Genomic DNA, 24,931 nt, shown 5'->3' on the forward strand with positions numbered 1-24,931 from the left:
GTATGTCTAACGCTAAATTCAGTTATCATGGCACAAACAAATCAAACAATTAAAGCGGAAAACGATCCACATATCCTCCGAGAGGTGCGTGGTTTTCTAAAAGCACTAAACGCAGGCAAGGGCGAGCCGATTGAAAAACTTTCGCCTAGTGATGCGAGGCAAGTACTCGTGGACGCACAAAATTCCGTAACCGTCAACTACGCCGGCATTGAAGAATCAGAAAAAGAAATTACGCAAGACGGCCAAACCGTTACCATTCATATTGTTAAACCGGTTGGCGTAAAAAGCAACGCACCTGTCTTTATTTATGTACATGGTGGTGGATGGGTGTTAGGTGACTATCCTACCCACAAGCGCCTAGTACGTGATTTAGTAGTAGGAAGTGGTGCCGTAGCAGTATTTCCCGACTATACGCCGTCTCCGGAAGCCAAGTATCCCATTGCAATCAATCAACTATACGCAGCCACAAAATGGGTTGCTGAAAAGGGGCATGAGATAGGCGTAAACGGTAAAAATTTAGCCATTGTTGGCAATAGCGTGGGAGGAAATATGGCCGCTTCCGTCGCCCTTATGGCAAAAGAAAAAAAAGGCCCAATGCTGAAACTTCAAGTGCTCCTATGGCCCGTAACAGACGCGGACTTTGACACTGAATCTTACCATCAGATGGCCAACGAACGTTTTCTTACCCGTAATATGATGATATGGTTCTGGGACAACTATTTGCCTGAGAAAAATAAACGGAAGGAAATATATGCATCACCCTTGCAAGCCAGTGTCGAACAGCTGAAGGGACTTCCGCCGGCATTAGTGCAGACTGCCGAAAACGACGTGCTAAGAGATGAAGGTGAGGCCTATGCCAGAAAGTTGGATGAAGCAGGTGTACCTGTTACATTAACACGCTATCAAGGTTTGATCCATGATTATGGCTTACTGAACCCGATTGCAGAAATTCCTGCCGTTCAAACGGCCTTATTACAAGCAGCTACCGTAATTAAAAAGGCGCTGTCTGAATAGTTTTCATATATTGTGGTAGCGAAAGCCTTTCCTCATGTTGAGGAAAGGCTTTCTTTTTTTTAAAACAAGTCACTTACTCAATAAGTTCTGTCATTACTAAACCACAGCAGCCAATAGCAGTATCTTTTTTCAATAAAAATTATTGTTTCGTATGAGTATTTTTTTCATGTCGCTCGTTTAGGGTTTTAAACAATATAGCAAGATCAGCTACTCAAACGATCAGCCTGCAAATTAAATTGAAAATCATCGCTTTATGCGAGGAGACAAAAAATATATGATATGAAAAATGGTTTCGAAATGGGTTATCCAACAAGCGTATCGTTCAACAGAGAAGACATTCTTGAAAAATTATCCTTGTCTTTGAGTAAGGCCAAATCGATTGAGGAAATGTTGTCGATTTTGAGACAACGACTGAAGCCAATTTTTGGCACGACGAGTATCCTGCTTTGTCGCCTAAATGAAGACAAAATAACCTACTCTATCGATCATTTGCTTTCTATTTCAGATAAGCAATCAGAATTTTTTCGGGTTTATCAGGAATCACCATGTGATTATTTTGACAACTACTTCAATAAGGTTGTTGAAGCAGGCGTACCCCTTTTTCTCGAAATCGACAGCCACGGAATCGGTAAAGGAAATGGTATCGCCGCTATTTTCACTATGCTCCGCGCGGAGGAGGTGGTAGCGATACCCATTCTCGAATTGAATCACGACTTCGCGTTGTTTTTCGATAAATCTTCCGGGAACGGAACAGACCCGGAAAACCTGTTCATCTTATGTAAGTCAATTGCGTTATACCTCCGTTTAGCTTTCTCAAAAATACAGGAAACGAAATTGCTAACACGTGCTATTGAGCTACATCAGCAAGAAAGGCGATTGCACACGATACTGGCTACCTGTTATACCAAGAAAGAAGTAAAAAATTGGCTATTAAGGCATTTTCTTCCCTATATAGGAGCAGAACATGCCAACATTTCTATAATTAGTGCTGATTACGAACGTTATTGCATGTTTTTGGACACCAAAAAAACAACGGATGACCAAACCGTTAGTTTTGCGTTCCGTTGTTCAGGATTAAACCTGTCCGGATCCGTCATCGATCTGGTATTTACCAGCAGAACCTTGCAAAAGGAGATTATTATAGAAGAAAACGGCGCAGAAATCAATATGTACAACATACCGCTTATCGATGGTGATCATGTAATTGCTGTACTTTCAATCTATACACCTAACGACCATGATATTAACTTGAAAGCAATTGAGCCTTTCGAAGCATCTATTGTAGAGAAGCTTTTGTTCTTGAAAGGACAAGAAGAGCAGCTCCGGATTAGTAATGAAAGAGCTTTTATAAAAGAGTTACGTTTAGCACTATCATCAGTTTATACCAGCGAGGGCTTTTTACCTATATTATCAGAGCATCTGCGGAAGATATGGGAATATAATGACATAGCGCTATTGATTCCTTTAAAAGAGCTCACCCGTGATGGCTCTTACCTAAATCATTTCGAGGCTAAGCGAAGAGCCCATCCTTATTTTAAAGAGTGGTTAACTAATTGCCTTTCTTCGCTTACAGAATTACAAACATGCAACGAAGAGTACTCGGTCGAGGTTTATGACGTTAAGAATCTTCCCGTCAACAAAGCACTTAAAGCAGAACATCTTGCGTTCTGTAAAGAAACCGGAATCAAAACAGCGTTAATCATTACCCTACAAAACGATGGAAAGTTTATTGGAAGTTTGATGCTATTTTCAGAAAAGACAGGTTTTCCGGAACTGGAACCATTTTTCAAATTTTCCCTGAGTTTTCTTCTGTCGTTGACTACCAATTCGCTTATTTCGAAAGACCTATTGGCAACAAAGGAAAAGCAACGTCGGTCGCTTATTGATTTAGGAAAAAGTTTAGCTTCTTTTCAAAATAGCATCGATTTGTTCGATTTTATCTTTAACGGTTTAACAAACGTCATTTCCTTTGAAAAAGCCTCTATCGTTCTGGTTAAAAGCGTTGAAAAACAGTTTTCATTATTAACCATTAATACCTTTCAAAACCATCAATCAGACAACCTCATATTGAGTGATACGCAGTGGGAAAATATAGCGGGGCACCAGTTGTTAAAACTTGTTGTCAAAAAGGATGCGACGTTTATGGAAGCCAAAGATTTACCCAATGAACTCCGCCCCTTTCTTACTCCTACATCGGAAAACAGCGAACCAACGACTATCGGTTGTTTTCCAATACCAATTGAACACGATATCAGTGCAGTTTTGTTTACAACATTTCCAACAGATACGGATCTGGAACAAGCAACCGAACGGTTCAACATGCTTGTTCCCTATCTCACGATTGCATTAAAAAATGCAAAATCTTATGAATCACTTAAGAAACGGGAACAAGAACAGGCACAACTGCTAGAGCTAAGCAATCAATTTGCAGCGATTAAGAGTAGCGAAGATTTTTCACATATTGTCAATGAAAAACTGAAGAAAATCTTCTACTTTTCCCATTCAGTGATCGGTTTAATAGACGAAGGGGGCGAAACCACCAGCCCATTCATTTTAGATCCACATTCTCGAAATTTCAATCACCCTAAGTTTGATGAAATTGTCAAAAACAATCGTTTTTCGATGAAATGTCCGCTCTTTCAAAAACCGATAACGTCAGGGCAGCTTGAACTTTTCAAAACAGAAGAAGCACGACATGATCGGTCTATGCCCGTATTTGTAGAGATGAACTATGAGAGCGGTATCAAGGAAATAGGTGTATTGGCAATTAAAGTAGAAGGAAAATACATGGGCTTCCTATTGCTCTTCAGTGATCATGACAACAGTTTTCCACCCGAAAAGCTCGGCATCATACGAGGCATTTCATCTCAGATTGCGGTTGCGGTTTCAAATTTAATATCGAGTGCGAAAATAGCGAAGCAATTTCAACAAATTGAAAGTTATAAAAGGAAACTGGAGGAAGAGAATTTACTGCTGCACGAAGAGATTAAGACACATTATGAGTATAGTGAGATCATAGGTGATTCGCCCTTAATGCAAAACGTTTTTCACCTCATAGATCAAGTATCCCAATCAGACAGCACCGTACTTATATCCGGGGAAACCGGTACAGGAAAAGAGTTGCTTGCAAGAGCCATACATAATCATTCCGCTCGAAAAAATAAATTAATGGTAAAAATCAACTGCGCCGCGATGCCGGCAAACTTAATTGAAAGTGAGCTATTCGGCCATGAAAAGGGCAGTTTCACCGGCGCTTTTGAACGCAAAATCGGAAAGTTCGAACTGGCTCACCAAGGAACGCTGTTTCTTGATGAGGTAGGCGAAATGCCTTTAGAGCTTCAGGTTAAATTATTACGTGTTTTGCAAGAACGGGAATTTGAACGGGTTGGTGGCAGTACGGCAATCAAGGTGAATGTGCGTATCATCGCCGCCACCAACAGAAATCTGCAGCAAGAAGTTACGGCAGGGACCTTCCGGGCCGACTTATTTTATCGGCTAAATGTCTTTCCAATAATGGCCCCGGCACTTCGAGACAGGAAGCAAGATATGACCATGCTTGTACAACATTTTATTCAGAAATATAACCGAAAAATCGGCAAAGAAATAAGCGGTCTGTCGCAGGATGTTATGCAAAAGCTATTACATTATAATTGGCCGGGAAACGTCAGAGAGCTTGAACACTATATAGAGCGCGCGATGCTCATGACAAGCGGAAAAATCATCAAAGAAATAGGTTTGCCCGAAAACGCTCCATTGGCACCCGCCAACGAGCATGCTTCAACAACTGTTTACAACAATGGTTATTCACTAAAAGAGAGTGAAAAGCAACATTTAATGAGTGTTTTGAGGCAGTGCAATGGCAAAGTCGCCGGGCCGGGTGGTGCAGCTAAATTATTGGGATTACCCGCTACCACCGTTTATAGCAAAATAAAACGTCTTGGTTTATCCAAAACCTATAAATTGTAGATAGAGCGACTTCCTTTCGCGACATGAAATTACGATTTTTTACGAAAAATCGTAATTTTACGAACCATAAAAATGTATAACACACTGACTTATTGACCATTACACCTTGGCATCACTTTTGGCAACTGTGAACGAATTATCATGACAAAAGATGCGCAAGCACCTCGCTGCAATAACGCTTAAAAAATTGCGGAATAGCGTAGTGCGGTTTTCTTTATCAACGCATGATAAGAAAAGTTTTAGCATGAAAAAACCGTCATCAGCAAATAGAAAAGCCAACGAGTCAGAAGAGTTCAACAATTGGGAAAAACTATCGCAAAAGACCAAGGATTTCTTGGAAACCATTGATATCTCCAAGGTGGATTTGAATAAGTTAAATATCAACGACGCTCGAAAGAAATTCTTCGAAACACAGAACGCTATTGAAACCGATTTATCGGGCGTCATCGTTTATACCAAACACATCAACGCCGATGGTTTTACCCTTTCGCTGGAAATAGTAAAGCCGAAATCGCAAACGGGCACTTTGCCGGCTTTTATTTTCATTTGTGGGGGTGGTTGGGTATTCGGTAATTTTGAATCGCATAAACGTATGATACGAGACTTGGTAGTAGAGTCGCAGTGCGCCGGTATCTCTATTAATTATACGCCCTCGCCGGAATCAAAATATCCGCAAGCCCTGACAGAAATATATGCGGCATGCGTATGGATTGCACAACATGCAGAAGAGCTCGACATCTTTGCCGATCGCATCGGCTTAGTTGGAAACAGTGCAGGAGGAAATATGGCGGCCGCCATTGCCATGATGGCCAGTGTGGAAAACAAAATACAATTTCGTTTACTGGTATTAATATGCCCCATTACAAGCGGAGTTTCAAGAGAACTTTCTGCAGTTCTTCCGACTATTATCCATCGCTTTGCCTCTTCTTTGCGAAATTGGGTAGCCGATCAATATGCGCGTTGTGAAGAAGATAAAAATGAAATTTATTTTTCTCCACTCAGCGCCAGTTTAGACCAGCTCGCCGGATTGCCGAGAACCTTTATACAAATAGCCGAGAATGATCCTTTGCGAGCAGAAGCCGAAGCTTTCGGACGAAAATTAGACAAAGCAGGCGTTCTGGTAACAACGGTTACTTACAACGGTGTCATACATGACTTCGGTTTATTCAACGCCCTGGCAGAGCTTCCTCAAACCCGTTCACTTTTTGCACACAGCGGTGCAGAGCTAAAAAAACACCTTTAAACACCTAATTTATTCGCCTTGATATAGGCTTTTCCCCATACGTCCAGCGATTCAAAAACAATCTGAAGAGACTTACCCAAATCGGTCAGGCTATATTCCACCCGAGGCGGTACTTCCGGATAAACTGTTCGAGCAATGAGGCCATCGTTTTCCATCTCCCGCAATTGAAAGCTCAGTGATTTTTCAGAAACGTCACCCAAACCTTTAGCAATCATCGAAAAACGAACAGGAGTGCCCTGTTGCAATATTTTATATATTTTCAGTTTCCATTTTCCACTGATAATGGAAAGCGCAGCTTCCACAGAACAGCTAGCATCACTATTATTATCACAACTTAACGTTGCTTGTCTACTGTAGCTCATACTTAAAATAGCTTTCTATCAAAAATAAAATTTGTTACACTAATTACAATCCATTAAGAAGCATCCATGGACACATTTGATCTCATCCCATATCGGTCAAACAACAGGAACAAAAATAAAAACAGCAAATGCTTGTAGTATATGAACGTCTCAAACCCGCTTTCGCCAGTAATACCGTCAGCATACAAATGATACAGGTACAAAGGTATCGAGCATACATATAAAGCTGTTAAAGTTAGCAATGAAACATCAATTGTTTTCTTCATAATTTTACAATTTAGATTTCCGGCACAATCGTTTTACTCAAATATCCCATCTTTTCAGATCGATCAGCCGACTTTTCGTTGAACAGGAGCTATTCGTCGGTGAATACGTCTCAATCTAATTTTGCTTATCCCGATTTTCATCAAGTTGAACGTTGCATTCAAGCCATTCACCTAAAAATCCCGCACTTGAAACACCACTCGAAGTACTTTTGATAAAAACTAAACACGATTATCATGTCAAAACGTAATTTCCAGTTTTTCATCGTCTTACTTACAGCACTAGCGGCGCTTCTATTTGCCGGCTATGGCGGTCGTGGCATCAATAATGGCCCAACAGTAAGTAAAATAGAGGCTCCCGAAGATGTCAAAAACATACTCAGAAAAGCCTGTTATGATTGCCATTCGAACGAAACGAAACTCGCCTGGTTTGATAAACTGCCTATCATTTCCATTGCCGTTAGAAAAGATGTAGAAGAAGGGCGACGGCACTTGAACTTTTCCGTGTGGGACACCTTACATCCATCGGAAAAAAGAGCAAAATTATGGGATGTATATAATGTAATCAGAGCCGACAGAATGCCGCTTATGTCTTATTTGCAGGTTCATCCGAAAGCACACATAACCATTGCTGACCGACATATACTCAAAGCCTATATTGACGGTTTTGCCATAAAGCAACCGGCAGATTCTACCGCAACAGAAATAGCGCTAACACAATACAATGGGTGGACAAAAAATAAAGTCGCCCGTAAAAGTGTTTCTCCAAATGGCATTGAACATATACCTGCATATAAGACCTGGCAGGTCATGAGTACAACATCCAGATTTGATAATGGTACCATGCGCGTACTGTATGCAAATCCCATCGCTGCACAAGCAATTCAAAATAAAAACATCAATCCATGGCCAAAAGGTTCCATTATTGTAAAGGCCATGTGGCAAAAACTGGAAGATAAAGATGGCCAGGTGCGACCGGGTAAATTCATTAACCTGCAATACATGGTAAAAGACAAAAGAAAGTATCGCAGTACCGGTGGGTGGGGATTTGCACGGTTTGACGGTCTGCAACTAAAGCCATACGGAGATGCACTTATTTTAAGCACTGAATGTATCGACTGCCATAAGACGGTCGAACAGAACGATTTTGTATTTAACCTTTCTACTAAACAACAACCCGAACAACGATGAAAAGCAGCATTTTATATGGACTTATCCTTTTATTGGCCAGCGCTTGTACCAGTAATTATACAAGTCACATCCGTGACTTATCTTTCCAAAACGACAGCCTTCGGGTTATTACCATGTTAATTAATGAGAAAGCAAACACAATTGCTGTATTATTCGGCAATGAACTCGCCCTTAAAAACAAATTAGCGCAGAAGCCGCGCGAAAATAACGAGTTATACAAGCTTGTCACCTGGCGTCAGCAACCGAATACCTTTTGGTACGGTAGTAAGATTAATGGGGCCTTATTATGTATTGAAACGGTAAAAATAAGCTCAAAAGAAGGTCAAGTGGTTCCGATCTATAAACTTGACTGTTTCGACAGTCCATTCTCCGCGGATCTTCCTATTGATAGAACACAACGCATCTCCTTTATTATGAATCAGCAACTAGTCGTATTGCCCTAATTGTATTCAACTTACACACCCCATTTTAATTAAAAAGCCATCATGAAATACCCCTTATTTCTTACCAGTCCCATCGACCAATGCATCAGCTTTCGGTTTTCACGTTTCCCACAAGATCATTGCATAGAAAAAACTCAAAGGTTAAGTCAATTTTCAGTTGCCTGGATCCAAGAAGGAAACGGCGATCTGCAAGCCGAATTCAGCACATTTCCAATCACAAAAAACACCCTGCTCTTCTTTGAGCCGGAATACCCTTTCTCTCTAAAAGGAGAGACATTAAGCGGTATCGTGATGAACGTTCATCCCGATTTTTTTTATACGATAAAACAGCAAAGTGAAGTCTCATGCGACAATATTATTTTTAGCCGCGATAGGCGAAGTTCCATCATTCAGATCAACGATGTGGATCTTCCGCTGTTCGACAATTTATTTCAACAAATTGAATTGGCAATCGTCACGGAAGCTGCGGGTCAGTTCGACCTATTGGTGGCCTACCTCAAGATTTTAATTATTCAAGCTGCCCGCGTCAAACTAAAAAACCATACCCCTACCATATTTTCTGAATCACTTGACACCACCCATCAAGCCAAAATTCTTAGAAAGTTAAAGAAGGCTATTGATGAGCACTACAAAAAGTTGCACAATCCAAGTGAGTATGCAGCACTACTGAATGTCTCGGTAAAAACGTTGGGGAGAATTGTCAAAACGCATTGTGATAAAACCATAACAGCCCTAATAGCAGAAAGAATATTACTTGAGGCACGAAGAGAGCTTTATTTAACCGAAAAACCTATAAAAGAAATTGCTTTTAATCTCGGCTTCCATGATGAATACCACTTTAGCAAATACTTTAAAAACAAAGCAAGTCTTTCACCCTTACTCTACAGGAATGTACTAAGGCACGGGGAAGGTAATACGCAAAAACAAAACACTCAACCATCGCCCATCCTGATAGCTAATGAATCTGGTAGCCAGTTGGCAAACAGCCTCACTTAGTCGCTTACGTGAAGACAAAAAAGCCTGAAAATTACTCCATGAGTAAATCCAGGCTTAAGCATAGACAACGAATTACAGATACCTACTGATTTTCTGATGCGGCAATGATTACATCGGCAACCTCCTCCGGATGCGTCATAAAAATCACATGGCTACCTTTTACTTCAACGGTTTTTGTGCCCGAGCGTTTATACAGATTCCGTTCAATATCAGGGTTAATACTTTTATCTTCAGTAGCTACAATACCATAAGAGGGTTTCGTTCTCCAGGCAGCTTTGGTTATTGTTTCCACAAATCCAGCCCCATTTATCGGTTGTTGAGATGCAAACATGAAAGCCGCTTCCTCGGCGGGAACGTCTGCCGCAAATCCCGCATGAAATTTTGCTCTATCGTAATACACGTAACCCTTATCGTCCGGGGGGAGGATACCGTTCTCCGGAAGTACAGGTGCTGTCTTTACCCATTGTATGGTATTCTCGCCCTCATCCGGTTGATGGGCGGCCACATACACCAAAGCGGCTACTTTGCTGTGATTACCTGCTTCTGTAATAACCGTACCGCCCCAAGAATGCCCAACTAAAACCACCGGTCCGTCTTGCCTATCGATTATCCGATTCGTCGCTTCAACATCATCTTTTAAGGACGTCAATGGATTCTGCACAATGCTTACCTCATAACCTTTCGCTGATAGAATATCATAAATGCTTTTCCATCCCGACCCATCGGCGAATGCACCGTGAACGATCACTACATTTTTAACTTTCTTCTTTTGCGCTAATGCTTGCGGTGCCACCACGGCTAGATTGGCTAAAACGACGGCTACTATCAATGCCACTTTGCCTTTTGAATAATTAACTGTTTTCATTTTTTTGAATTTAATTTCTACAAAAGTCGGCCATAGATACTATCAGGAAAATGGATGGATGACGCTTCCATTTGTATATTTTTCTACCCGAACTTAACCTTGGTTCGCGGGAGGCGCTAGCTAACAGATACGATCCAATCAACTAGTCCTTAGTTCCAACCTCCGCCCAAACTTCGGTATAGTTCAGACACCGCGCTGAGCATAGATGTCTTTATTTCAGCAAGCTCCAGCTCCCCTTTTAATACATTGCCTTGCGCAACGATCACTTCTAAGTAGTTCGCCTTTCCGTTTTTAAATAACAAATTCGCATTGAAAGTTGCCTGTTGCAAGGCATCCACCCGATCAACAGCTATCGATTGGGTCTGCCTAAGCTTCTCAATCTTCGCCAAGGCATCAGACACCTCTCCTACGGCTACTAAAACAGACTGTCTAAATTTGATAACCGATTTTTCTCTTTCCACTAGGGTAAGCTTGTACTGCGTCCGCATTTGTTTCTGTTGTAATATCGGCTGAAAAACGCTGCCGGCAACAACACCAAAAAGAGAGCTCGGTGTTTTAAACCAATCACTTGCTTCCAATGAATTTAATCCGCCGCTAGCTGTAATGCGCAGTGTAGGGTACATCGCGGCTTTACTAATGCCTACCTTCGCATTCGCAACAGTCAATTCAAGTTCTTGGCTCTTTATGTCAGGTCGACGGCTCAACAGCCGTATAGGTATACCGGCATTCAACGTATCAGGAAACGTGATATCGTCTAATAGCCCTTTGCGATTTAATGGAGCGGGCAGTTCGCCCGTCAAAAGCTGTAAGGCATTTTCTTGCAAGATAATACGCTGTTCTAGCTGAGGCAGTAATTGTGCCACCTCCATTCGTTGCGCCTGCGACTGCTGAAGAGCCGCGAGTGTTACCAATCCGGCATCGTATTGCAAGCGCACAATCCGCAAGGTACTGTCATTCAAATCAAGATTCCTTTTCGCGATACGTAGCTGTTCATCAAACATTAATAAGCGATAATACCCCTGCGCTATACTTGCCACCAGATTGGTTTGTATTGCTTTTCGGGCTTCTTGCGTCTGCAAATACTGCGCAAGTGCAGCTTTGCTCTGGCTTCGTATCCGACCCCAAATATCTGCTTCCCAGGATAAGGTGAGGTTTGCGGAATAATCTTCGATATGATTCGTGCCAAGAAATTGTCCTAATGTTAACCCATTTAAGCTGTTATCAGAAGGGTTGGCAGTACTGCCCGACACATTTACACCTACTGAGGGCGCATGATTCCATTTTACCTGCTTCACCATCAGCTGCGCGGCATCAATATTCTTAAGAGCCAATTGCATATCATGGTTCTTAGCAATGGCCTTATCAATCAACAACACCAATGTTTGATCAGTAAAAACTGCTTTCCACGATATATCCGCAAAAGACGCCGTATCTGCTATCTGTTCAGCATTTCTGAAGGTATCCGGTAAATTTTCTTGCGGCACGCTAACATCCTTTGACACCTTACAGGCGCTTATTGCCACTAAAACTAATAGCAACAGCCATTTATCTATTTTAATTTTCATTCTTTGATCTTTATATTATGTTTATCAATTAGATAGTGGTCGACGACGTGGTAACAAGATCAGGAGAGACATTGTACTCAGCCTCGGGCGCCATTCCTTTCCCTTTAGAAATCTTTTCCTGCAATGCTTGAAATACTACAAAAAGTACCGGAATAATAAACAACCCCAGTAGCACCCCACTTAGCATCCCTCCCGCAGCACCAATACTTATGGAGTGATTCCCTATCGCAGAAGGTCCTGTTGCACGCATCATTGGGGTAATGCCCACTACAAAAGCAATAGATGTCATAATAATGGGTCTTAGCCTTAGCTTAGCCGCTTCAACCGCTGCATCAACCAGTGAATAGCCTGCCTGCCGCCGCTGTACAGCAAATTCAACAATTAGAATTGCATTCTTCGCCAATAATCCGATGAGCATAATCAGGGCAACCTGAACGTAAATGTTATTCTCGATTCCGGTTAACCCAATGGCTGTAAAAACGCCGATCAAACCGGTTGGTATCGACAAAATAATCGCAAAGGGAAGGATATAACTATTGTATTGCGCGGCCAATAAGAAATAAACAAACAACAAGGACAGTAAGAACACAAACACGGCCTGTCCACCTGATGCAATTTCCTCTTTAGTCATACCGGAAAACTCGTAAGCGTAACCGTTTGGCAGGTATTGTATCGCTACCTCACGCACGGCATTAATAGCATCGCCGGAGCTAAAGCCGGGCTTAGGGATTGCATTTATGCCGATTGAGTTATATAAATTATAGCGTGTAATCGTTTCCGGCCCAAAAACTCTTTTTAGCGTTAACAAGGTATTAATAGGAACCATTTGACCGGCTTTATTCTTCACGTATACATTATCCAATGAGGAAGGTTCGGCCCTATCCCTTTTATCCGCCTGTACCATTACCCTATAATATTTACCAAAGCGATTAAAATCGGAAACCTGTGCACTACCAAAATATGCCTGCATCGTACTCAATATTTCTTTCTCATCAACCCCCAGCTGCTCGATTTTCTCATGATCCAGCACCATTTCCACCTGAGGATAATCGGCACGGAAGGTGGTAAAAGCAACTGCTATTTCCGGTCTTTGCATAAGCGCAGTGATAAATTCATTCGCAACGCCGCTGAATTTGTTCAAGTCACCCCCTGCCCGATCTTCCAACACAAGATCCAACGCATCAACATTACTAAAACCAGGTACTGTCGGTAAGGTAAAAACGAAGAATTGCGCACCTTGGATACTTGCCAGACGCTGTTGGATTTCGGCCATAATGGGGCCGATATCATTCATTTCACCTCGTTCCTTGTCTTTTTTCAACCTAAAGAATGCTACACCCGATGAAGGACTGGTAGATTGCGTGAGCATGTTAAAACCGATTATTTGGTTGAATATTAATTTAGATTCCATATCCTTCAGTTTATCCGAAGCTTCAGCCATCATATCCTGGGTTCGTGCTAACGACGCCCCGGGCGGCAAAGAGATGGCTATTGCTATGAAACCTTGGTCTTCAGAGGGAATAAAACCCGTTGGTATTTTCTTAATCATCCACCCGGTTATCACAATCACGATCACCAAACCACCTAAACTTAACCACTTATGACGAATCAACTTTTTAACACCACCAATGTACCTTTCGGTAACAGTTTCAAAACCTTTATTGAAAGCAATAAAAAACCGCTCCTTAAAGTTTACCGCCTTATTGCCGTTGGCATCCGTATATTGAACACCTTTAAGGAATAATGCCGCCAGCGCCGGACTCAGCGTAAGGGCGTTAATCGCCGAAATAACAATCGCAATCGCCAAGGTTAAAGCAAACTGCCGATAGAAAACACCTGCCGATCCTTCCATAAAAGCCACCGGTACAAATACGGCCGCCATTACCAAGGTGATCGATATAATAGCACCCGTAATTTCATGCATAGCAGATAAAGTAGCCTGTTTGGCATTCATGGTACTGTGCTCCAGTTTCGCATGGATAGCCTCCACTACCACAATCGCATCATCCACTACGATACCGATCGCCAATACCAGCGCAAAAAGCGTTAACAGGTTGATCGAGAATCCGAGCAAAGACATGAAGAAAAACGTACCGATTAGCGCAACAGGTACTGCAATAGCGGGGATAAGCGTCGAACGAAAATCCTGCAGGAATAGAAACACGACAATAAAAACCAATATAAATGCTTCGATCAGCGTATGCTTAACCTGCCCGATCGATTGGTCCAATGCATCTTTTGTATTATATAAAATTTGATACTTAATACCTTCCGGAAAATCCTTAGCTGCTTTGACCATCAGCTCTTCTATCGCCAGTTGGATTTCGCGTGAATTTGAGCCTGGAAGCTGCAACATGATGATGGATACCCCGGGTTTATCATCTACTTTATTAAAACTACCGTAGGTATACGAATCCAACTCCACCTTCGCCACATCTCTCAATCGCAAAAAAGACCCATCTGCATTCGAGCGGATAATCATACGTGCATAATCTTCCGGCCTATTATACTTGCCTGCGTACTTAATGACATACTCAAAAGATTGCTTGCTCATTTCTCCGAATCGCCCGGGAGCAGCTTCTTGGTTTTTGCTCCTAACGGCAGCCATCACCTCATTGGGTGTGATATTATAAGAAGCCATCTGGGCAGGATTTAACCAAATACGCATGGAGTAGTCCTTGCTACCGCCAAAAAGATTCGCTTGTCCGACACCGGGAATACGTTTTATTTCAGGCTGTATATTGATAGCAGCATAGTTTGCCAAAAAGGTATAATCATAAAGCTCCGGATCTTCGCTGTATAAGTTAATACCCATAATGATTGCATTCTGAACCTTCTGGGTTGTGATACCTGCCTGCACAACTTCGGCCGGTAGTAGTCCCGTTGCTGAGGCAACCCGATTTTGTACGTTAACTGCCGCTTGGTCCGGGTCGGTCCCCAGCTTAAAATAAATGGTTATACTGAGGGTACCATCGTTGTTTGAAGAAGAAGACATATAACTCATATTCTCCACACCATTGATAGCCTCTTCCAAAGGAGGAGCAACAGACCTTAATAAGGTTTCGGCATTGGCGCCGGGGTAAGATGCTGAAACCTGAACTGCAGGAGGCGCAATATCCGGAAATTGTTGAACGGGAAGCTTTATGAGGCCTACTATCCCTAATATCACCAAGATAATCGAGACTACGGTAGCAACAACCGGCCGTTGAATGAATGTTTTTAACATGATATGTTCGCTTTAATTTTAATTAACTTTAGTAATTTTCGCCTTGGGATCGACGGGACTGATTTTCATCCCATCTTTCAAGATCCCCATTCCTTTTAGCACAATTCTATCGCCTGTCTTTACGCCGGACGAGACAAAGTAATGTTGTCCAGATACGCCCGAAATGACCAACGGAGCCTTATGAACCTCATTATTTTTATCCACTTGATAAACAAAAACTTTATCCTGTATTTCGAAGGTGGCGGCCTGCGGTATGGAGACAACATTTTGCTGCTTAAACGCCAATTGTATCTTTCCGGAGTTACCCGACTTCAGCAAACCATCGTCATTAGGGAAAGACGCACGAAGGGTAATGGCTCCTGTGTTTTTATCAAAGGCAGCATCAATCATATCCAACCTACCTTCTTTGTTATAAGGACGGCTTCCGGCAAGAATCAATGTTGCCGCAGGGGCATTTTTAAGTTTATCCATGATATTAGCTCCCTCAAGCTTCTCTTTTAGTTCGGTGAAATCAATTTCACCCATGGTGAAATAAGCATGGATTTCGTGATTGTCAGACAAATAGGTTAGCTGTTGAACATCACCGGGAGCAACTATACTACCAACCTTTTTAAATAAACGACCTACATAGCCGCTAACCGGCGCTTTGATCGTAGTATAGGCTAACGTAATTGCTGCATTACCCAATTTGGCTTCCGCTTGCGCTTTATTTGCTACTGCAGCATCATAGGCCAGTTGGGCACTTTGAAGTTGATAATTTGAATAAACCTTATTTTCAACAAGCGGTTTTATCTTATCCAGTTCAATTTTTGCGTTATTTACACTCGCTTTCACTGCCTGTAATTCAGCAAGTGCCGTATTGTACGACTCGCGGTATGGGCGTGCATCTATCTGAAACAAAGGCTGCCCTTTGCTTACAAAAACGCCTTCTTCTACTAAAATTTTCTCCAAAATGCCAGACACCTGTGGTCTTATTTCGACATCGGAAACCCCTTCCAATTTTGCGGGATACACCTGCGTTACGGTTTCTTCCGAAGCACGTAGAGTAATGACTTCTGCGGGTGTAGCAGAAGCTGTTTGACTAGTTTCCTTTTTGTTTGAACATGCGGATAACGTAAGCATAGCTATCAGAAATCCTAGATAATTTTTATTCATGATAATTTTATTGAATTGCGTGTTTGATATGTTAAATAGGCGATGGATATTAAATCGTTTATCACCGTTTATGTAGATTTAAATTTTTTTGTGATGCATGGATTTAGAGATTCCTTCGATACCTTCCAGCAATATTTTGCGGCTAAAAGTTCCGTTTAGGTCCTGTGTCAATTGCAGTGTTAGAAGGCCGTGCACCAACGACCAGTACGTGAAGAGTTTAATCTTTAAGGTCTCTTCGCTTGTAGTAAGCGTTAACCGTTCAATGACTTCTTGAAATAACTGACTGATTACTTCGCAGTCGAGATTACTCTTATAGTCGTCAATGGCATGCACATCCAAGCCAAACATTAACTGGTACAATTCCGTTTCGAGAAGCGCAAAATCCCAATATGCTAACCACATAGATTTGATTTGTTCTGAAGGATCGGTACTGAGCGAAGCAGCGAGACGCACACGTTTTGTAAGCAACAAGAACCCATACCGTTTTAGGTCGATGATCAATGCTTCCTTGCCAGCGAAATATTCATAAATGGCTGGAGCGGTATATTCGATTTCCTGGGCGATTTTACGCATACTCAAGCCTTGACATCCCTCTTCCCTAATGATCTTCAGAGCTGCAAAGAAGATGCTCTTTTTGGTCTGCTCCTTCAGGCGTTCTATCCTTTTACTAGTTGTCATAAGACGATTCATTTTGTACTTAATTTAATAGGAACAAAATTCTTACATTTTTAAACACAACTATTTGTACATTTTTTCCTTAATTCAGTAAAAAAATACCTTTTAATAAAAGATACAATACAATGACAGAAGCCCATAAAAAAAAGAGGTCGCATACAAAATGCGACCTCCAAACTGTTATAATAAAATAAGAAGTAAGCAGCTTAGTTTTTCCTAAATTCAGATGGCGTACGTCCCGTATGTTTCTTAAAGAACTTATTAAGATGACTTTCATCCACAAAACCAAATTCATCCACAATTTCCGACATCCTCATATTACTGTGGATTAAGCGATTTTCAATCATCTTAGCCCGGTAGTTAGAAACATATTCCTGCATGGTTTTACCATGATTTTTCTTAAAATACCGTCCAATGTACGAAACAGACAGATTAAACTTTTCACTGATACTTTCAGCCATAATTGATTTTGGGCTATAGATATTTGATTGGATATACTGCAAAATATCAAAAAGCTTCTCTTCTTTATCATCCTTTATTTCAGCAGGCTGATACTTTTCAATATTCCTGCACACATACGAAATCAAGGTATTAACCAATTGCAACGTAATTTTATCCCAACACAAATCCCTATTCACCTGCTCACGGATCATTGCATCAATCACCATGCGCACAAAAGGTTTATCCGATTCATTTTTCAGGATGGACCCGGGAACCTGGTTAACATTCATCAAAGCATGCTCCAATCTATTCACATTATCTTTTACAATCCCGCTGCTTTTCAAATAGATATTATTAAACCTAAGAAAGAAAAAAGTTGTCGTCTCTTGTATATCAAAACAATGCGAATCACCAGGCGTTAGCAGAAACATATCACCGGCCTGATAGGTGAACTTATTTTCATTGATCCGCTGTTCACCGGCCCCCGATAACACATACACCAGTTCGAAAAAACTATGCTTATGTTTATCTACGGGGTATTTCTCCAACACTTGCACACTGACCGAAAACGGCTCGTATAAATCTTCTTTTTTCATGATGATATTTACTATAAAAAGAAATAATATACAAATATATGTAAATACCAAAACATTTTATACCATATCATAAAATATGACATCATCGAGATCATCCTGCGGATGGCTAAACAATCTCCTGCTTGATAGCTTTCGCAACCACCTCCGTTAACGATGATACCTCAAGCTTTCTGTAAACTTTTTTCATATGACTACGAATAGTTTCATACGAGATGCCCAATTCATGCCCGATCATTTTATAACTTAATCCGTTAACCAGGTAATTCAAAATGGTTTTCTCTCTTAATGTAAGTTGATAGTCTCTGTTAATTTTTACACTTCTCCTTTCATCACATTTTCTGTAGATAAAGTTGAATAATTTCCTTGCAATAATAGGAGCCATCGGTGCCCCATCGTGCTGTAAGTCCTTAATGGTCGAAATCAACCATTGCTTTGCATTCTTTTTCAACACATAGCCTACAGCACCTGCCTTGATGCACTTGAAGACACATTCGCCATCCTCCAATGCCGTTTGTACCACTATTTTAAGGTATGGAAGTTTTGATCTCAGCTCTTTGATAGCAGCAATGCCCATCCTACCCGATGACGCTATATCAATCAACACCACATCAGCATCACATGTTAAAACTTTTTGCACGCAGGCATTCGTATTATAAAAGCGACCTACAACATCAAAACTTCCCTCACTTTTTAAAAGCGTTTCGATGGCCGCGATACTATCCTCATGATCATCAAATATGGCTATCTTCACTTTCACGAATTTTATCCTCCAACTAATTTATATTGCATTCACAAAACCTTTTTTTATAGGGACAATTGAATTACCGGAATTGGACAAAGCATTAAATCGGCAAAGCTCGTTAAAAAAGCGAGCCCCGCCTTAGCCGCTAACTTATAGATACTCCACCATCAACCGGCAGCACCACACCTGTTACCCAAGTTGACCCCGAATCGATTAATAAAGCCGCATTTGCAACCATATCCTCCACACTTCCACGTCTCAGGAGCGGCACCGATTCAGCTTCTTCTCGATGTATTGCAGCTATAATTTCTTCGGAGAGTCCGGCATGTGCCAATACCGGTGTATCTGTGGGCCCCGGAGCCAACGAATTCACTCGAATGCCCAAAGGAGCCAGCTCCAAGGCCCAAATCTTCGTTAACATATTTAGGCCGGCTTTTGCAGAACCGTAAGCACTCAGTTGTGCAAAGGCTTTAGTACCATGACTGCTGCTTACATTAACGACTTGTCCTTTTGTCTTTGCTAAAAAAGGGAGACACACCGATGTTAACATTGTGGGAGCGATGAGGTGAACGCGATACATCGCTTCCAATACCGTTTTATGAACCCCTTCCAAAGGCGTTAATGCAACATGGCCGGCATTATTTACCAACACATCTAACCGACCCGCCCATTCGTCTTGAATAAACTCAATAAATTGTTGTTCTTGTCCCTCTTGTAAACTATCATATTCCGCTGTATAAAGCCCCGGCAATTCATTTTTTAAGGCCGATAAGCGTTTTTGATTACGCCCGGTAATCAACACACGCCAACCTTTAGCATAAAAATGACGTGCCAGCCCCTCGCCTATGCCCGACGAGCCCCCGGTAATTAAAATACTCTTCTTCATATTCTTGATTTTTGCACAAAAGACCAACTTGTCCATCACGTTATCAAGCACTTACCCTAGGGTAAGTAATGGCAAACAGGGTAGGAATTACTTGTTATCAAACACTTATAAATTAGCCTATTTTCAGTTATAACAGCGCTATGACAATTGTTCCTGTTCCGGTTCCCACGGTACGCGGCTCAGTTTAAATCACGGTAAAGCATTATCTTCCTGTTCTTCTTTTAAGGGCTCCTTAAAAATCATTCTTAAATGTTGATCACGTGTTAGATAAGCAATGAGCCATCCATAAAATGTTTTAATTTTATTGTTATAATTAACGAGCGACATGATATGGATAAACAGCCAACTCATTAAGCCTAAAAAGCCACCGAAATGAAGCTTATGTTTAAAGAGATCCGCCACTGCGTAATTTCGCCCAATAATGGCCATATCGCCTTTATCAAAATATTTAAAAGGTTTAGGTTCCCTTTCTTTAGCAATTGCCAGAAAATTCTTCGCAAGGTGGCGCCCCTGTTGAATGGCCGGTTGTGCTAGCTGCGGATGTCCTTTCGGGTAAACCGCATCCGTCTCCTGTATGCTAATATCACCTATCGCATATACATTTTCCAATCCGAGAACCTGGCTGAACTGATCTGTCTTCATCCTATTGCCGGGTCCTAAACTACTTGCAGGAATGCCATCAAACACATTAGCCGTAACGCCTGCACACCATATTACGGTCTTAGCCTCCACAAATTGCCCGTCGGAGAAGGTCACTCTATCATCTTCATAGCTTGAAACGACCGTATGCAACTTAATGTTTACGCCCAGGCGGCATAGGGTATCATAAGCCGCTTTATGTGTTTTTTTACTCATTGGTGCGAGCAGATTTTCATGGCCGTCTACAATATAAATAGCGCCCTCCGCATCCTTTAGCTCCGGATAATCTTTAGCAACTATATACTTTTTCATTTCTGCAAAAACACCGGCAATTTCCACTCCCGTAGCACCACCACCCACAATCACGAAGGTTAAGAGTTTCTTACGTTCTTCTAAATCCACTTCAACGGCCGCTTTTTCCATTGTTCTGATCAGCTCATTCCGCATCGCTATTGCATCGTCTATTCCTTTCAGTGATAATGTTTTCCCCGGCATTTCCGCATTGCCAAAAAAATTGGTTTTTGCACCGGCAGCAAAAACTAACTGATCATAGGTGATTTTACCATCATTTAAGTGGAGCGTTTTCGTATTGGTATCAACATACTTCACTTCAGCCATTCTAAATTTGATACCTGTTTTTCTAAACAGCATACGAAAAGGGTAACTGATACTCGCCGGGTCTAAAAAGCCGGTAGCTACTTGATAAAGCAATGGCGTAAAATAATTATAGTTATTTCTATCCAATAAGGTGAGGTCGTAATATTTATTGTTGGCTATCTGTCTGGCAAAGTTCAAACCTGCAAAACCTCCGCCAACAACAATTATGTGTTTTTTTGAGTCCGTATCATCTAACCTTTTCATATTTAAGAGATTTTTATAGCTGCATTTTAACATAACAGAAATACCGGATCTGAAGCTGTTCTGCATATCAAAAGTCACCAAAACTAAAAAGGTAAGGTAGAAGTACAATTAGTATTCGTTTAAACGGGCTATTAAAAGGATGAAACAAGGAAAAGATGGGATGAGAGATTTCGGATTGCTACTACAAGAGGTATCTCCTACATTTGTTTAGAACAACCATAGGAGACACCCTTTACTCACTTATCTTCCTTCGCCACCGTTGAGATGGCTGATGCTACAATACCGGCCGTTGCGAGGTAACCGGCGATGGTAACTACCGTTGCCGGTAAAGTAATCGGAGCAGTTAATAAAGCTCCGCCTATGGCACCCAAGGTTAAACCGATCGTTCTTATTCTTTTAAAGAACTTCGGGGTGGGGGATTTGATTCTTTCTGTTATTTCGTTCATTAAATGAAAATTAAAAAGTAAAAATTAAAAAGTAAAAAGCATGGCCCCTCCTCGCCATGACGCATTTCGGAATACCAGGACTACCGCAAAGCCACTCATTCAAAATTCCTGCCTACCGGCAGGCAGGCATCACTCATCACTTATAATTCATCACTAATAAATCTGCTGAACGACTCAACTACTTAACCACTTAACTACTTAACTACTCGACAACTAAACTACTCCCCGCGGCAGCATATTCAGCTAATAAAGGATACACCCTCTTATACGCATCTGCCGAATGCAGTACCCGATAATCGCCGTCAATAAGCTGATAATAACTTCCGGTTAAGGGGCAACCACGGGTATCGGTGTGGTAATTGCCGATATGGAAGAACACCAAACTGAAATTGGGAATACCCCTGATTTCCACCATTCCCTTATGCATGGAACTGTATCGGCTCTGATATTTCGCGTTCATACCCGCCAGCTTATTCAAGCCGAGTTGATAGGTTCCGGCCGGGATGGCCGTTTCTCCCGGGATTTTTTCATCCAGTATTTTATCTTCCAATATATAGCACTGGAAGAGATTATTGATGTATAATTGGCCGAGGGTCGTGTTTATGCCTTCGGCGATTCTTATTAGTTTAATCATATCATTTAGTTTTTAGCTGTTAGGAATTAGGCGTTAGCTCTCAACCATCAGCGGTCAGCTTTCGGATGTCAGCTATCAGCTTTATGCCGTAGGCTATAAGCGGTAGGCACTCACTCAAAATTCCTGCCTACCGGCAGGCAGGCATCGTTCATAACTCAACACTAATAAATCTACTCAACCACTCAACTATTTAACTACCAACTATTTAACTACTCAACGTCTCCCGCACCTCGCCGCTAAAGTACTCCCAGAAAGACACTGTTAGAAAAGCGCTTGCCGGAGCGATCGCGTGCAAACAGGTAAACCGTCACGGCTGCATCCGCCAATTGCACGGGCAGCTGTAATTCCAGCGCACCATCCTGCCTCCTGCACCTTTCTTCATTAATACCCGCCACACCTACGTCCGGATTATAAGCACATAGTATTACTTCGTCATCCCCGAAGCCGTATAGTTTATCAAAGCCCGGGTCAAAAGTTACCGTCAATTTATCTCCAATACGCACCGCCGCAGGATTCAACGGATGGAGCAGCCCTCCCCGTGTAAGGCGAACCTTTTGCGGATTTACCGTTAGATCAGGATACATCCCCTCAATGGCATAACGCATCGCATCGGCTACGGCCGTATTAAAAGCGCTCCTTTTATTGTGCTTTCCATAGCCCATGGCAACGATCTTACGCAGCGGCGATAAATAGCGTACCGCTATTGTCAAACGTGTTTGCGAAACGAGTTTTCCATTCAGGTCCTCTTTTTTCCTTCCATTCTGTTCAGATATCAGTAGCATATACCCATACATTAAAGGCAGATGGCGCCGCTATTGGCGCCACCTTGCCGGTTAATCAAATGACACGGTTCCTAAATAGATGCTTTTAGAAACTTCTTTCGCTTTTCGCTCCGCATAGAATATCCACGCGTGTCCTTCACCGGCGGTGATATGGGCAGGGATATTAATACTTGCCTCACCGTCGCTCCGCAACGGCACTACATCAGTCGTCAGGAACTGCTCTGAAGCGGGGTGGTACACCAGAACATAAACCGAATCGTCGATATTGCCACTTATCGGATTTACGGTGGCATTCCAGGTAACTGTCAGTTCAGTGCCCGTACGCGTTATGGTTTCACTGCCTGCCGTAAATAGCCCACCCGCGCTCAGTTTGATCTTGCTGTAATCCAACATATAATCGGGATAAGCACCTACCACGGCATCCATAATATTCGCTTTCAGGGCCATGTTCATTGCCGTATTCGTATTAGCCTTTTTCAGACCAAAGCCGATACGCAACAGCGCTTTGATCGGAAAGAGAAAAGCCGTGATCAGCGAAAATTTAGCCTGTTGCATCAGCTGCTCTTCCGTAGCCGGTTTTGAACGCTTTTTGTAGAGCCCTTTGATATAGTCTATACTTTTCCAACTGCTGCCGATCACACTTCCTGCCTTACCTTTGAAGCCACCGTTGGCTCCGTTTCTAATTCTTCCCATTTGTTTAAAATTTAAAAGTTTAACCATACAATCCGCAATCATTTATACCGGTATTTCTTGCTTCATGACACAAACATAAAGAGCCTATTCAGGTTAAAACCGCGAGGGAAAGCACTTGAAGCGGATGTGAAGCGGATAATCTGGAAAGTTGACGCGTAGGAGAAGCGTAAGCCGCTACTAATTAAGGCGGCTATTATCCTGCCACCGCACCTTGCTGCCTGGGTACTTCCAAGCAGAAGAACGTTTGCACTTAGCGCATAACACCTGTTAACAAATTCGTACTAACACCAAGGCAACTTCGCCTTTTCCCAGGTATTGATCAGGTCCGACCAGATCCTGACCAGATAAATCTGGTAAAAACCTGATCAGAATCTGAAAAAAACCTGAAAGTCTGTCGAATTAATTAGGTATTTATCACAGCAGCAGTATATCAATCCATACCACAACGAACCGAATCCCATTGCGTCTTAGACTTTAGAACCATTTGTACGGTTAGATTCCAAGATAATCATCGCTATCAAGATCGTATCATACCCGATCCATAAGCCCCTGTAAGACTATCAAATTTCGCTGAGCTGAACCCGTTGGCACTAAAAAACAGAAGACTTTCCATGTTATTATTATTTAGAATTAATCCATATAGTTTTCTATATTTGTGCGGGTAAAGTCAACAGATCCTAATTTTTGTGAAGATTTTCAAGAGAAACAAAAGCGCACACCTAGTAAACTTGCTTGACGAGCAGAGCTTTCGTGCACTATTTGATCTATATTGGAAAAGATTAGTTGCATTTTGCCAGTATTATACCCAGGATGATGACCTGGCAATGGATATCGTACAAGACATCTTTTGCTCTCTTTGGAACAGAAAAGACAGCATTCAGCTACACAGTGAGGTAGAATATTACCTATATCGCGCGGCCAGGCTTAAGATTAATGATTTTTTTCGTGAAAAATATAAACGGGAGGATCAGCACAGCTGCCTTTCTCAAGACTTTTGCGATACCGTCAATAATACCGAGGAAACTATTTATTACCGCGATCTCCACCGCTTTGTGCAGGGCTTGGTAAACAACCTGCCTTGCAGGTGCAAACAGGTTTACAGCTTAAGCAGAAACAGTGGCCTCAGCATCCCGGAAATCGCATCGCAGTTAAAGCTCTCTGAAAAAACGGTAGAAGCTCACCTTACCAAGGCCCTACGTTTTCTAAAAGAAAATCTTCATTTACAGCGCAGCCAAAAATAATTTCAC

General features: G+C 41.9%; 21 protein-coding genes. 7 read left to right on the plus strand and 14 right to left on the minus strand.

Features of this window, described 5'->3' with window-relative positions; all coding sequences use genetic code 11:
• Positions 1-27 precede the first annotated feature (27 nt).
• The 3 genes from FKG96_RS22085 to FKG96_RS22095 all read left to right on the plus strand — a co-directional run bounded on the left by FKG96_RS22085 (position 28) and on the right by FKG96_RS22095 (position 6,223).
• Positions 28-1,014, plus strand: a complete 987-nt coding sequence (locus FKG96_RS22085) for an alpha/beta hydrolase (RefSeq protein ID WP_168204587.1) — start codon at positions 28-30, stop codon at positions 1,012-1,014.
• Between the two features lie 279 nt (positions 1,015-1,293).
• Positions 1,294-4,980, plus strand: coding sequence for a sigma 54-interacting transcriptional regulator (locus tag FKG96_RS22090; RefSeq protein ID WP_149106097.1), 3,687 nt, complete (start codon positions 1,294-1,296; stop codon positions 4,978-4,980).
• Between the two features lie 244 nt (positions 4,981-5,224).
• Entirely contained in the window at positions 5,225-6,223 is a 999-nt protein-coding gene (locus FKG96_RS22095) for an alpha/beta hydrolase (protein WP_013668104.1), read from the plus strand.
• On the opposite strand, the gene FKG96_RS22100 is transcribed toward FKG96_RS22095, so the two are convergent.
• Positions 6,220-6,585: a helix-turn-helix domain-containing protein gene (locus FKG96_RS22100; protein WP_149106098.1), complete on the minus strand. Its 366-nt coding sequence runs from the start codon at positions 6,583-6,585 to the stop codon at positions 6,220-6,222. The genes FKG96_RS22095 and FKG96_RS22100 overlap by 4 nt on opposite strands.
• A 500-nt stretch (positions 6,586-7,085) precedes the next feature.
• Between FKG96_RS22100 and FKG96_RS22105 the strand changes: the two genes are divergently transcribed.
• From FKG96_RS22105 to FKG96_RS22115, 3 genes are read left to right on the plus strand one after another with little or no spacing between them, the layout of a single operon-like run.
• Positions 7,086-8,039 carry a heme-binding domain-containing protein gene (locus FKG96_RS22105; RefSeq protein ID WP_149106099.1) on the plus strand — a complete coding sequence of 318 codons (954 nt, stop codon included), beginning with the start codon at positions 7,086-7,088 and terminating at the stop codon, positions 8,037-8,039.
• On the plus strand, positions 8,036-8,482 hold the full coding sequence (locus tag FKG96_RS22110) for a hypothetical protein (RefSeq protein WP_149106100.1): 447 nt from the start codon (positions 8,036-8,038) through the stop codon (positions 8,480-8,482). The genes FKG96_RS22105 and FKG96_RS22110 overlap by 4 nt, the downstream gene beginning before the upstream one ends.
• 42 nt (positions 8,483-8,524) lie before the next feature.
• Positions 8,525-9,478: a helix-turn-helix domain-containing protein gene (locus FKG96_RS22115; RefSeq protein ID WP_149106101.1), complete on the plus strand. Its 954-nt coding sequence runs from the start codon at positions 8,525-8,527 to the stop codon at positions 9,476-9,478.
• An 82-nt stretch (positions 9,479-9,560) separates the two neighbouring features.
• Here the strand turns inward: FKG96_RS22115 and FKG96_RS22120 are convergent, their stop codons facing one another.
• The 13 genes from FKG96_RS22120 to FKG96_RS22180 form a co-directional block, all read right to left on the minus strand.
• Positions 9,561-10,343: an alpha/beta hydrolase gene (locus tag FKG96_RS22120; protein WP_013668110.1), complete on the minus strand. Its 783-nt coding sequence runs from the start codon at positions 10,341-10,343 to the stop codon at positions 9,561-9,563.
• 149 nt (positions 10,344-10,492) lie between these two features.
• Positions 10,493-11,908, minus strand: a complete 1,416-nt coding sequence (locus FKG96_RS22125) for a TolC family protein (RefSeq protein ID WP_013668111.1) — start codon at positions 11,906-11,908, stop codon at positions 10,493-10,495.
• Positions 11,909-11,936: 28 nt separating this feature from the next.
• Positions 11,937-15,134: an efflux RND transporter permease subunit gene (locus tag FKG96_RS22130; RefSeq protein WP_149106102.1), complete on the minus strand. Its 3,198-nt coding sequence runs from the start codon at positions 15,132-15,134 to the stop codon at positions 11,937-11,939.
• Between the two features lie 18 nt (positions 15,135-15,152).
• The gene (locus tag FKG96_RS22135) at positions 15,153-16,289 is read right to left on the minus strand and encodes an efflux RND transporter periplasmic adaptor subunit (RefSeq protein ID WP_013668113.1); all 1,137 of its coding nucleotides are present in this window, start codon (positions 16,287-16,289) and stop codon (positions 15,153-15,155) included.
• 78 nt (positions 16,290-16,367) lie between these two features.
• Positions 16,368-16,967 carry a TetR/AcrR family transcriptional regulator gene (locus FKG96_RS22140; protein WP_168204588.1) on the minus strand — a complete coding sequence of 200 codons (600 nt, stop codon included), beginning with the start codon at positions 16,965-16,967 and terminating at the stop codon, positions 16,368-16,370.
• A 203-nt stretch (positions 16,968-17,170) separates the two neighbouring features.
• Positions 17,171-18,001, minus strand: coding sequence for an AraC family transcriptional regulator (locus FKG96_RS22145; RefSeq protein ID WP_013668115.1), 831 nt, complete (start codon positions 17,999-18,001; stop codon positions 17,171-17,173).
• Between the two features lie 106 nt (positions 18,002-18,107).
• Entirely contained in the window at positions 18,108-18,752 is a 645-nt protein-coding gene (locus tag FKG96_RS22150; protein ID WP_149106104.1) for a response regulator transcription factor, read from the minus strand.
• Positions 18,753-18,888: 136 nt separating this feature from the next.
• On the minus strand, positions 18,889-19,629 hold the full coding sequence (locus FKG96_RS22155) for an SDR family NAD(P)-dependent oxidoreductase (protein ID WP_168204589.1): 741 nt from the start codon (positions 19,627-19,629) through the stop codon (positions 18,889-18,891).
• Positions 19,630-19,818: 189 nt separating this feature from the next.
• On the minus strand, positions 19,819-21,129 hold the full coding sequence (locus FKG96_RS22160) for an NAD(P)/FAD-dependent oxidoreductase (RefSeq protein WP_149106106.1): 1,311 nt from the start codon (positions 21,127-21,129) through the stop codon (positions 19,819-19,821).
• A gap of 236 nt (positions 21,130-21,365) precedes the next feature.
• Positions 21,366-21,575, minus strand: a complete 210-nt coding sequence (locus tag FKG96_RS22165) for a hypothetical protein (protein ID WP_149106107.1) — start codon at positions 21,573-21,575, stop codon at positions 21,366-21,368.
• A gap of 202 nt (positions 21,576-21,777) precedes the next feature.
• Entirely contained in the window at positions 21,778-22,209 is a 432-nt protein-coding gene (locus tag FKG96_RS22170) for a DUF5675 family protein (RefSeq protein ID WP_149106108.1), read from the minus strand.
• A 236-nt stretch (positions 22,210-22,445) separates the two neighbouring features.
• Positions 22,446-22,991, minus strand: coding sequence for a DUF6266 family protein (locus tag FKG96_RS22175; RefSeq protein WP_149106109.1), 546 nt, complete (start codon positions 22,989-22,991; stop codon positions 22,446-22,448).
• A 51-nt stretch (positions 22,992-23,042) separates the two neighbouring features.
• A complete protein-coding gene (locus tag FKG96_RS22180) occupies positions 23,043-23,684 on the minus strand; it encodes a DUF6266 family protein (RefSeq protein WP_149106110.1) in 642 nt (213 codons plus the stop codon).
• A 686-nt stretch (positions 23,685-24,370) separates the two neighbouring features.
• Between FKG96_RS22180 and FKG96_RS22185 the strand changes: the two genes are divergently transcribed.
• Complete coding sequence (locus FKG96_RS22185) at positions 24,371-24,925, plus strand: RNA polymerase sigma-70 factor (RefSeq protein ID WP_168204590.1); 555 nt, start codon at positions 24,371-24,373, stop codon at positions 24,923-24,925.
• Positions 24,926-24,931 lie beyond the last annotated feature (6 nt).

This window comes from Olivibacter sp. LS-1 (genome assembly GCF_008245145.1).
GTDB classification, from domain to species: Bacteria; Bacteroidota; Bacteroidia; order Sphingobacteriales; family Sphingobacteriaceae; genus Olivibacter; species Olivibacter oleidegradans.

Bases quoted from the DNA above. Each gene is read 5' to 3' on its own strand.
- FKG96_RS22165 (WP_149106107.1), bottom strand. From the start codon at position 21,575: ATGAACGAAATAACAGAAAGAATCAAATCCCCCACCCCGAAGTTCTTT.
- FKG96_RS22110 (WP_149106100.1), top strand. From the start codon at position 8,036: ATGAAAAGCAGCATTTTATATGGACTTATCCTTTTATTGGCCAGCGCT.
- FKG96_RS22125 (WP_013668111.1), bottom strand. From the start codon at position 11,908: ATGAAAATTAAAATAGATAAATGGCTGTTGCTATTAGTTTTAGTGGCA.
- FKG96_RS22140 (WP_168204588.1), bottom strand. From the start codon at position 16,967: ATGACAACTAGTAAAAGGATAGAACGCCTGAAGGAGCAGACCAAAAAG.
- FKG96_RS22170 (WP_149106108.1), bottom strand. From the start codon at position 22,209: ATGATTAAACTAATAAGAATCGCCGAAGGCATAAACACGACCCTCGGC.
- FKG96_RS22160 (WP_149106106.1), bottom strand. From the start codon at position 21,129: ATGAAAAGGTTAGATGATACGGACTCAAAAAAACACATAATTGTTGTT.
- FKG96_RS22145 (WP_013668115.1), bottom strand. From the start codon at position 18,001: ATGAAAAAAGAAGATTTATACGAGCCGTTTTCGGTCAGTGTGCAAGTG.
- FKG96_RS22155 (WP_168204589.1), bottom strand. From the start codon at position 19,629: ATGAAGAAGAGTATTTTAATTACCGGGGGCTCGTCGGGCATAGGCGAG.
- FKG96_RS22100 (WP_149106098.1), bottom strand. From the start codon at position 6,585: ATGAGCTACAGTAGACAAGCAACGTTAAGTTGTGATAATAATAGTGAT.
- FKG96_RS22115 (WP_149106101.1), top strand. From the start codon at position 8,525: ATGAAATACCCCTTATTTCTTACCAGTCCCATCGACCAATGCATCAGC.
- FKG96_RS22085 (WP_168204587.1), top strand. From the start codon at position 28: ATGGCACAAACAAATCAAACAATTAAAGCGGAAAACGATCCACATATC.
- FKG96_RS22180 (WP_149106110.1), bottom strand. From the start codon at position 23,684: ATGGGAAGAATTAGAAACGGAGCCAACGGTGGCTTCAAAGGTAAGGCA.
- FKG96_RS22095 (WP_013668104.1), top strand. From the start codon at position 5,225: ATGAAAAAACCGTCATCAGCAAATAGAAAAGCCAACGAGTCAGAAGAG.
- FKG96_RS22130 (WP_149106102.1), bottom strand. From the start codon at position 15,134: ATGTTAAAAACATTCATTCAACGGCCGGTTGTTGCTACCGTAGTCTCG.
- FKG96_RS22120 (WP_013668110.1), bottom strand. From the start codon at position 10,343: ATGAAAACAGTTAATTATTCAAAAGGCAAAGTGGCATTGATAGTAGCC.
- FKG96_RS22105 (WP_149106099.1), top strand. From the start codon at position 7,086: ATGTCAAAACGTAATTTCCAGTTTTTCATCGTCTTACTTACAGCACTA.
- FKG96_RS22090 (WP_149106097.1), top strand. From the start codon at position 1,294: ATGAAAAATGGTTTCGAAATGGGTTATCCAACAAGCGTATCGTTCAAC.
- FKG96_RS22175 (WP_149106109.1), bottom strand. From the start codon at position 22,991: ATGCTACTGATATCTGAACAGAATGGAAGGAAAAAAGAGGACCTGAAT.
- FKG96_RS22135 (WP_013668113.1), bottom strand. From the start codon at position 16,289: ATGAATAAAAATTATCTAGGATTTCTGATAGCTATGCTTACGTTATCC.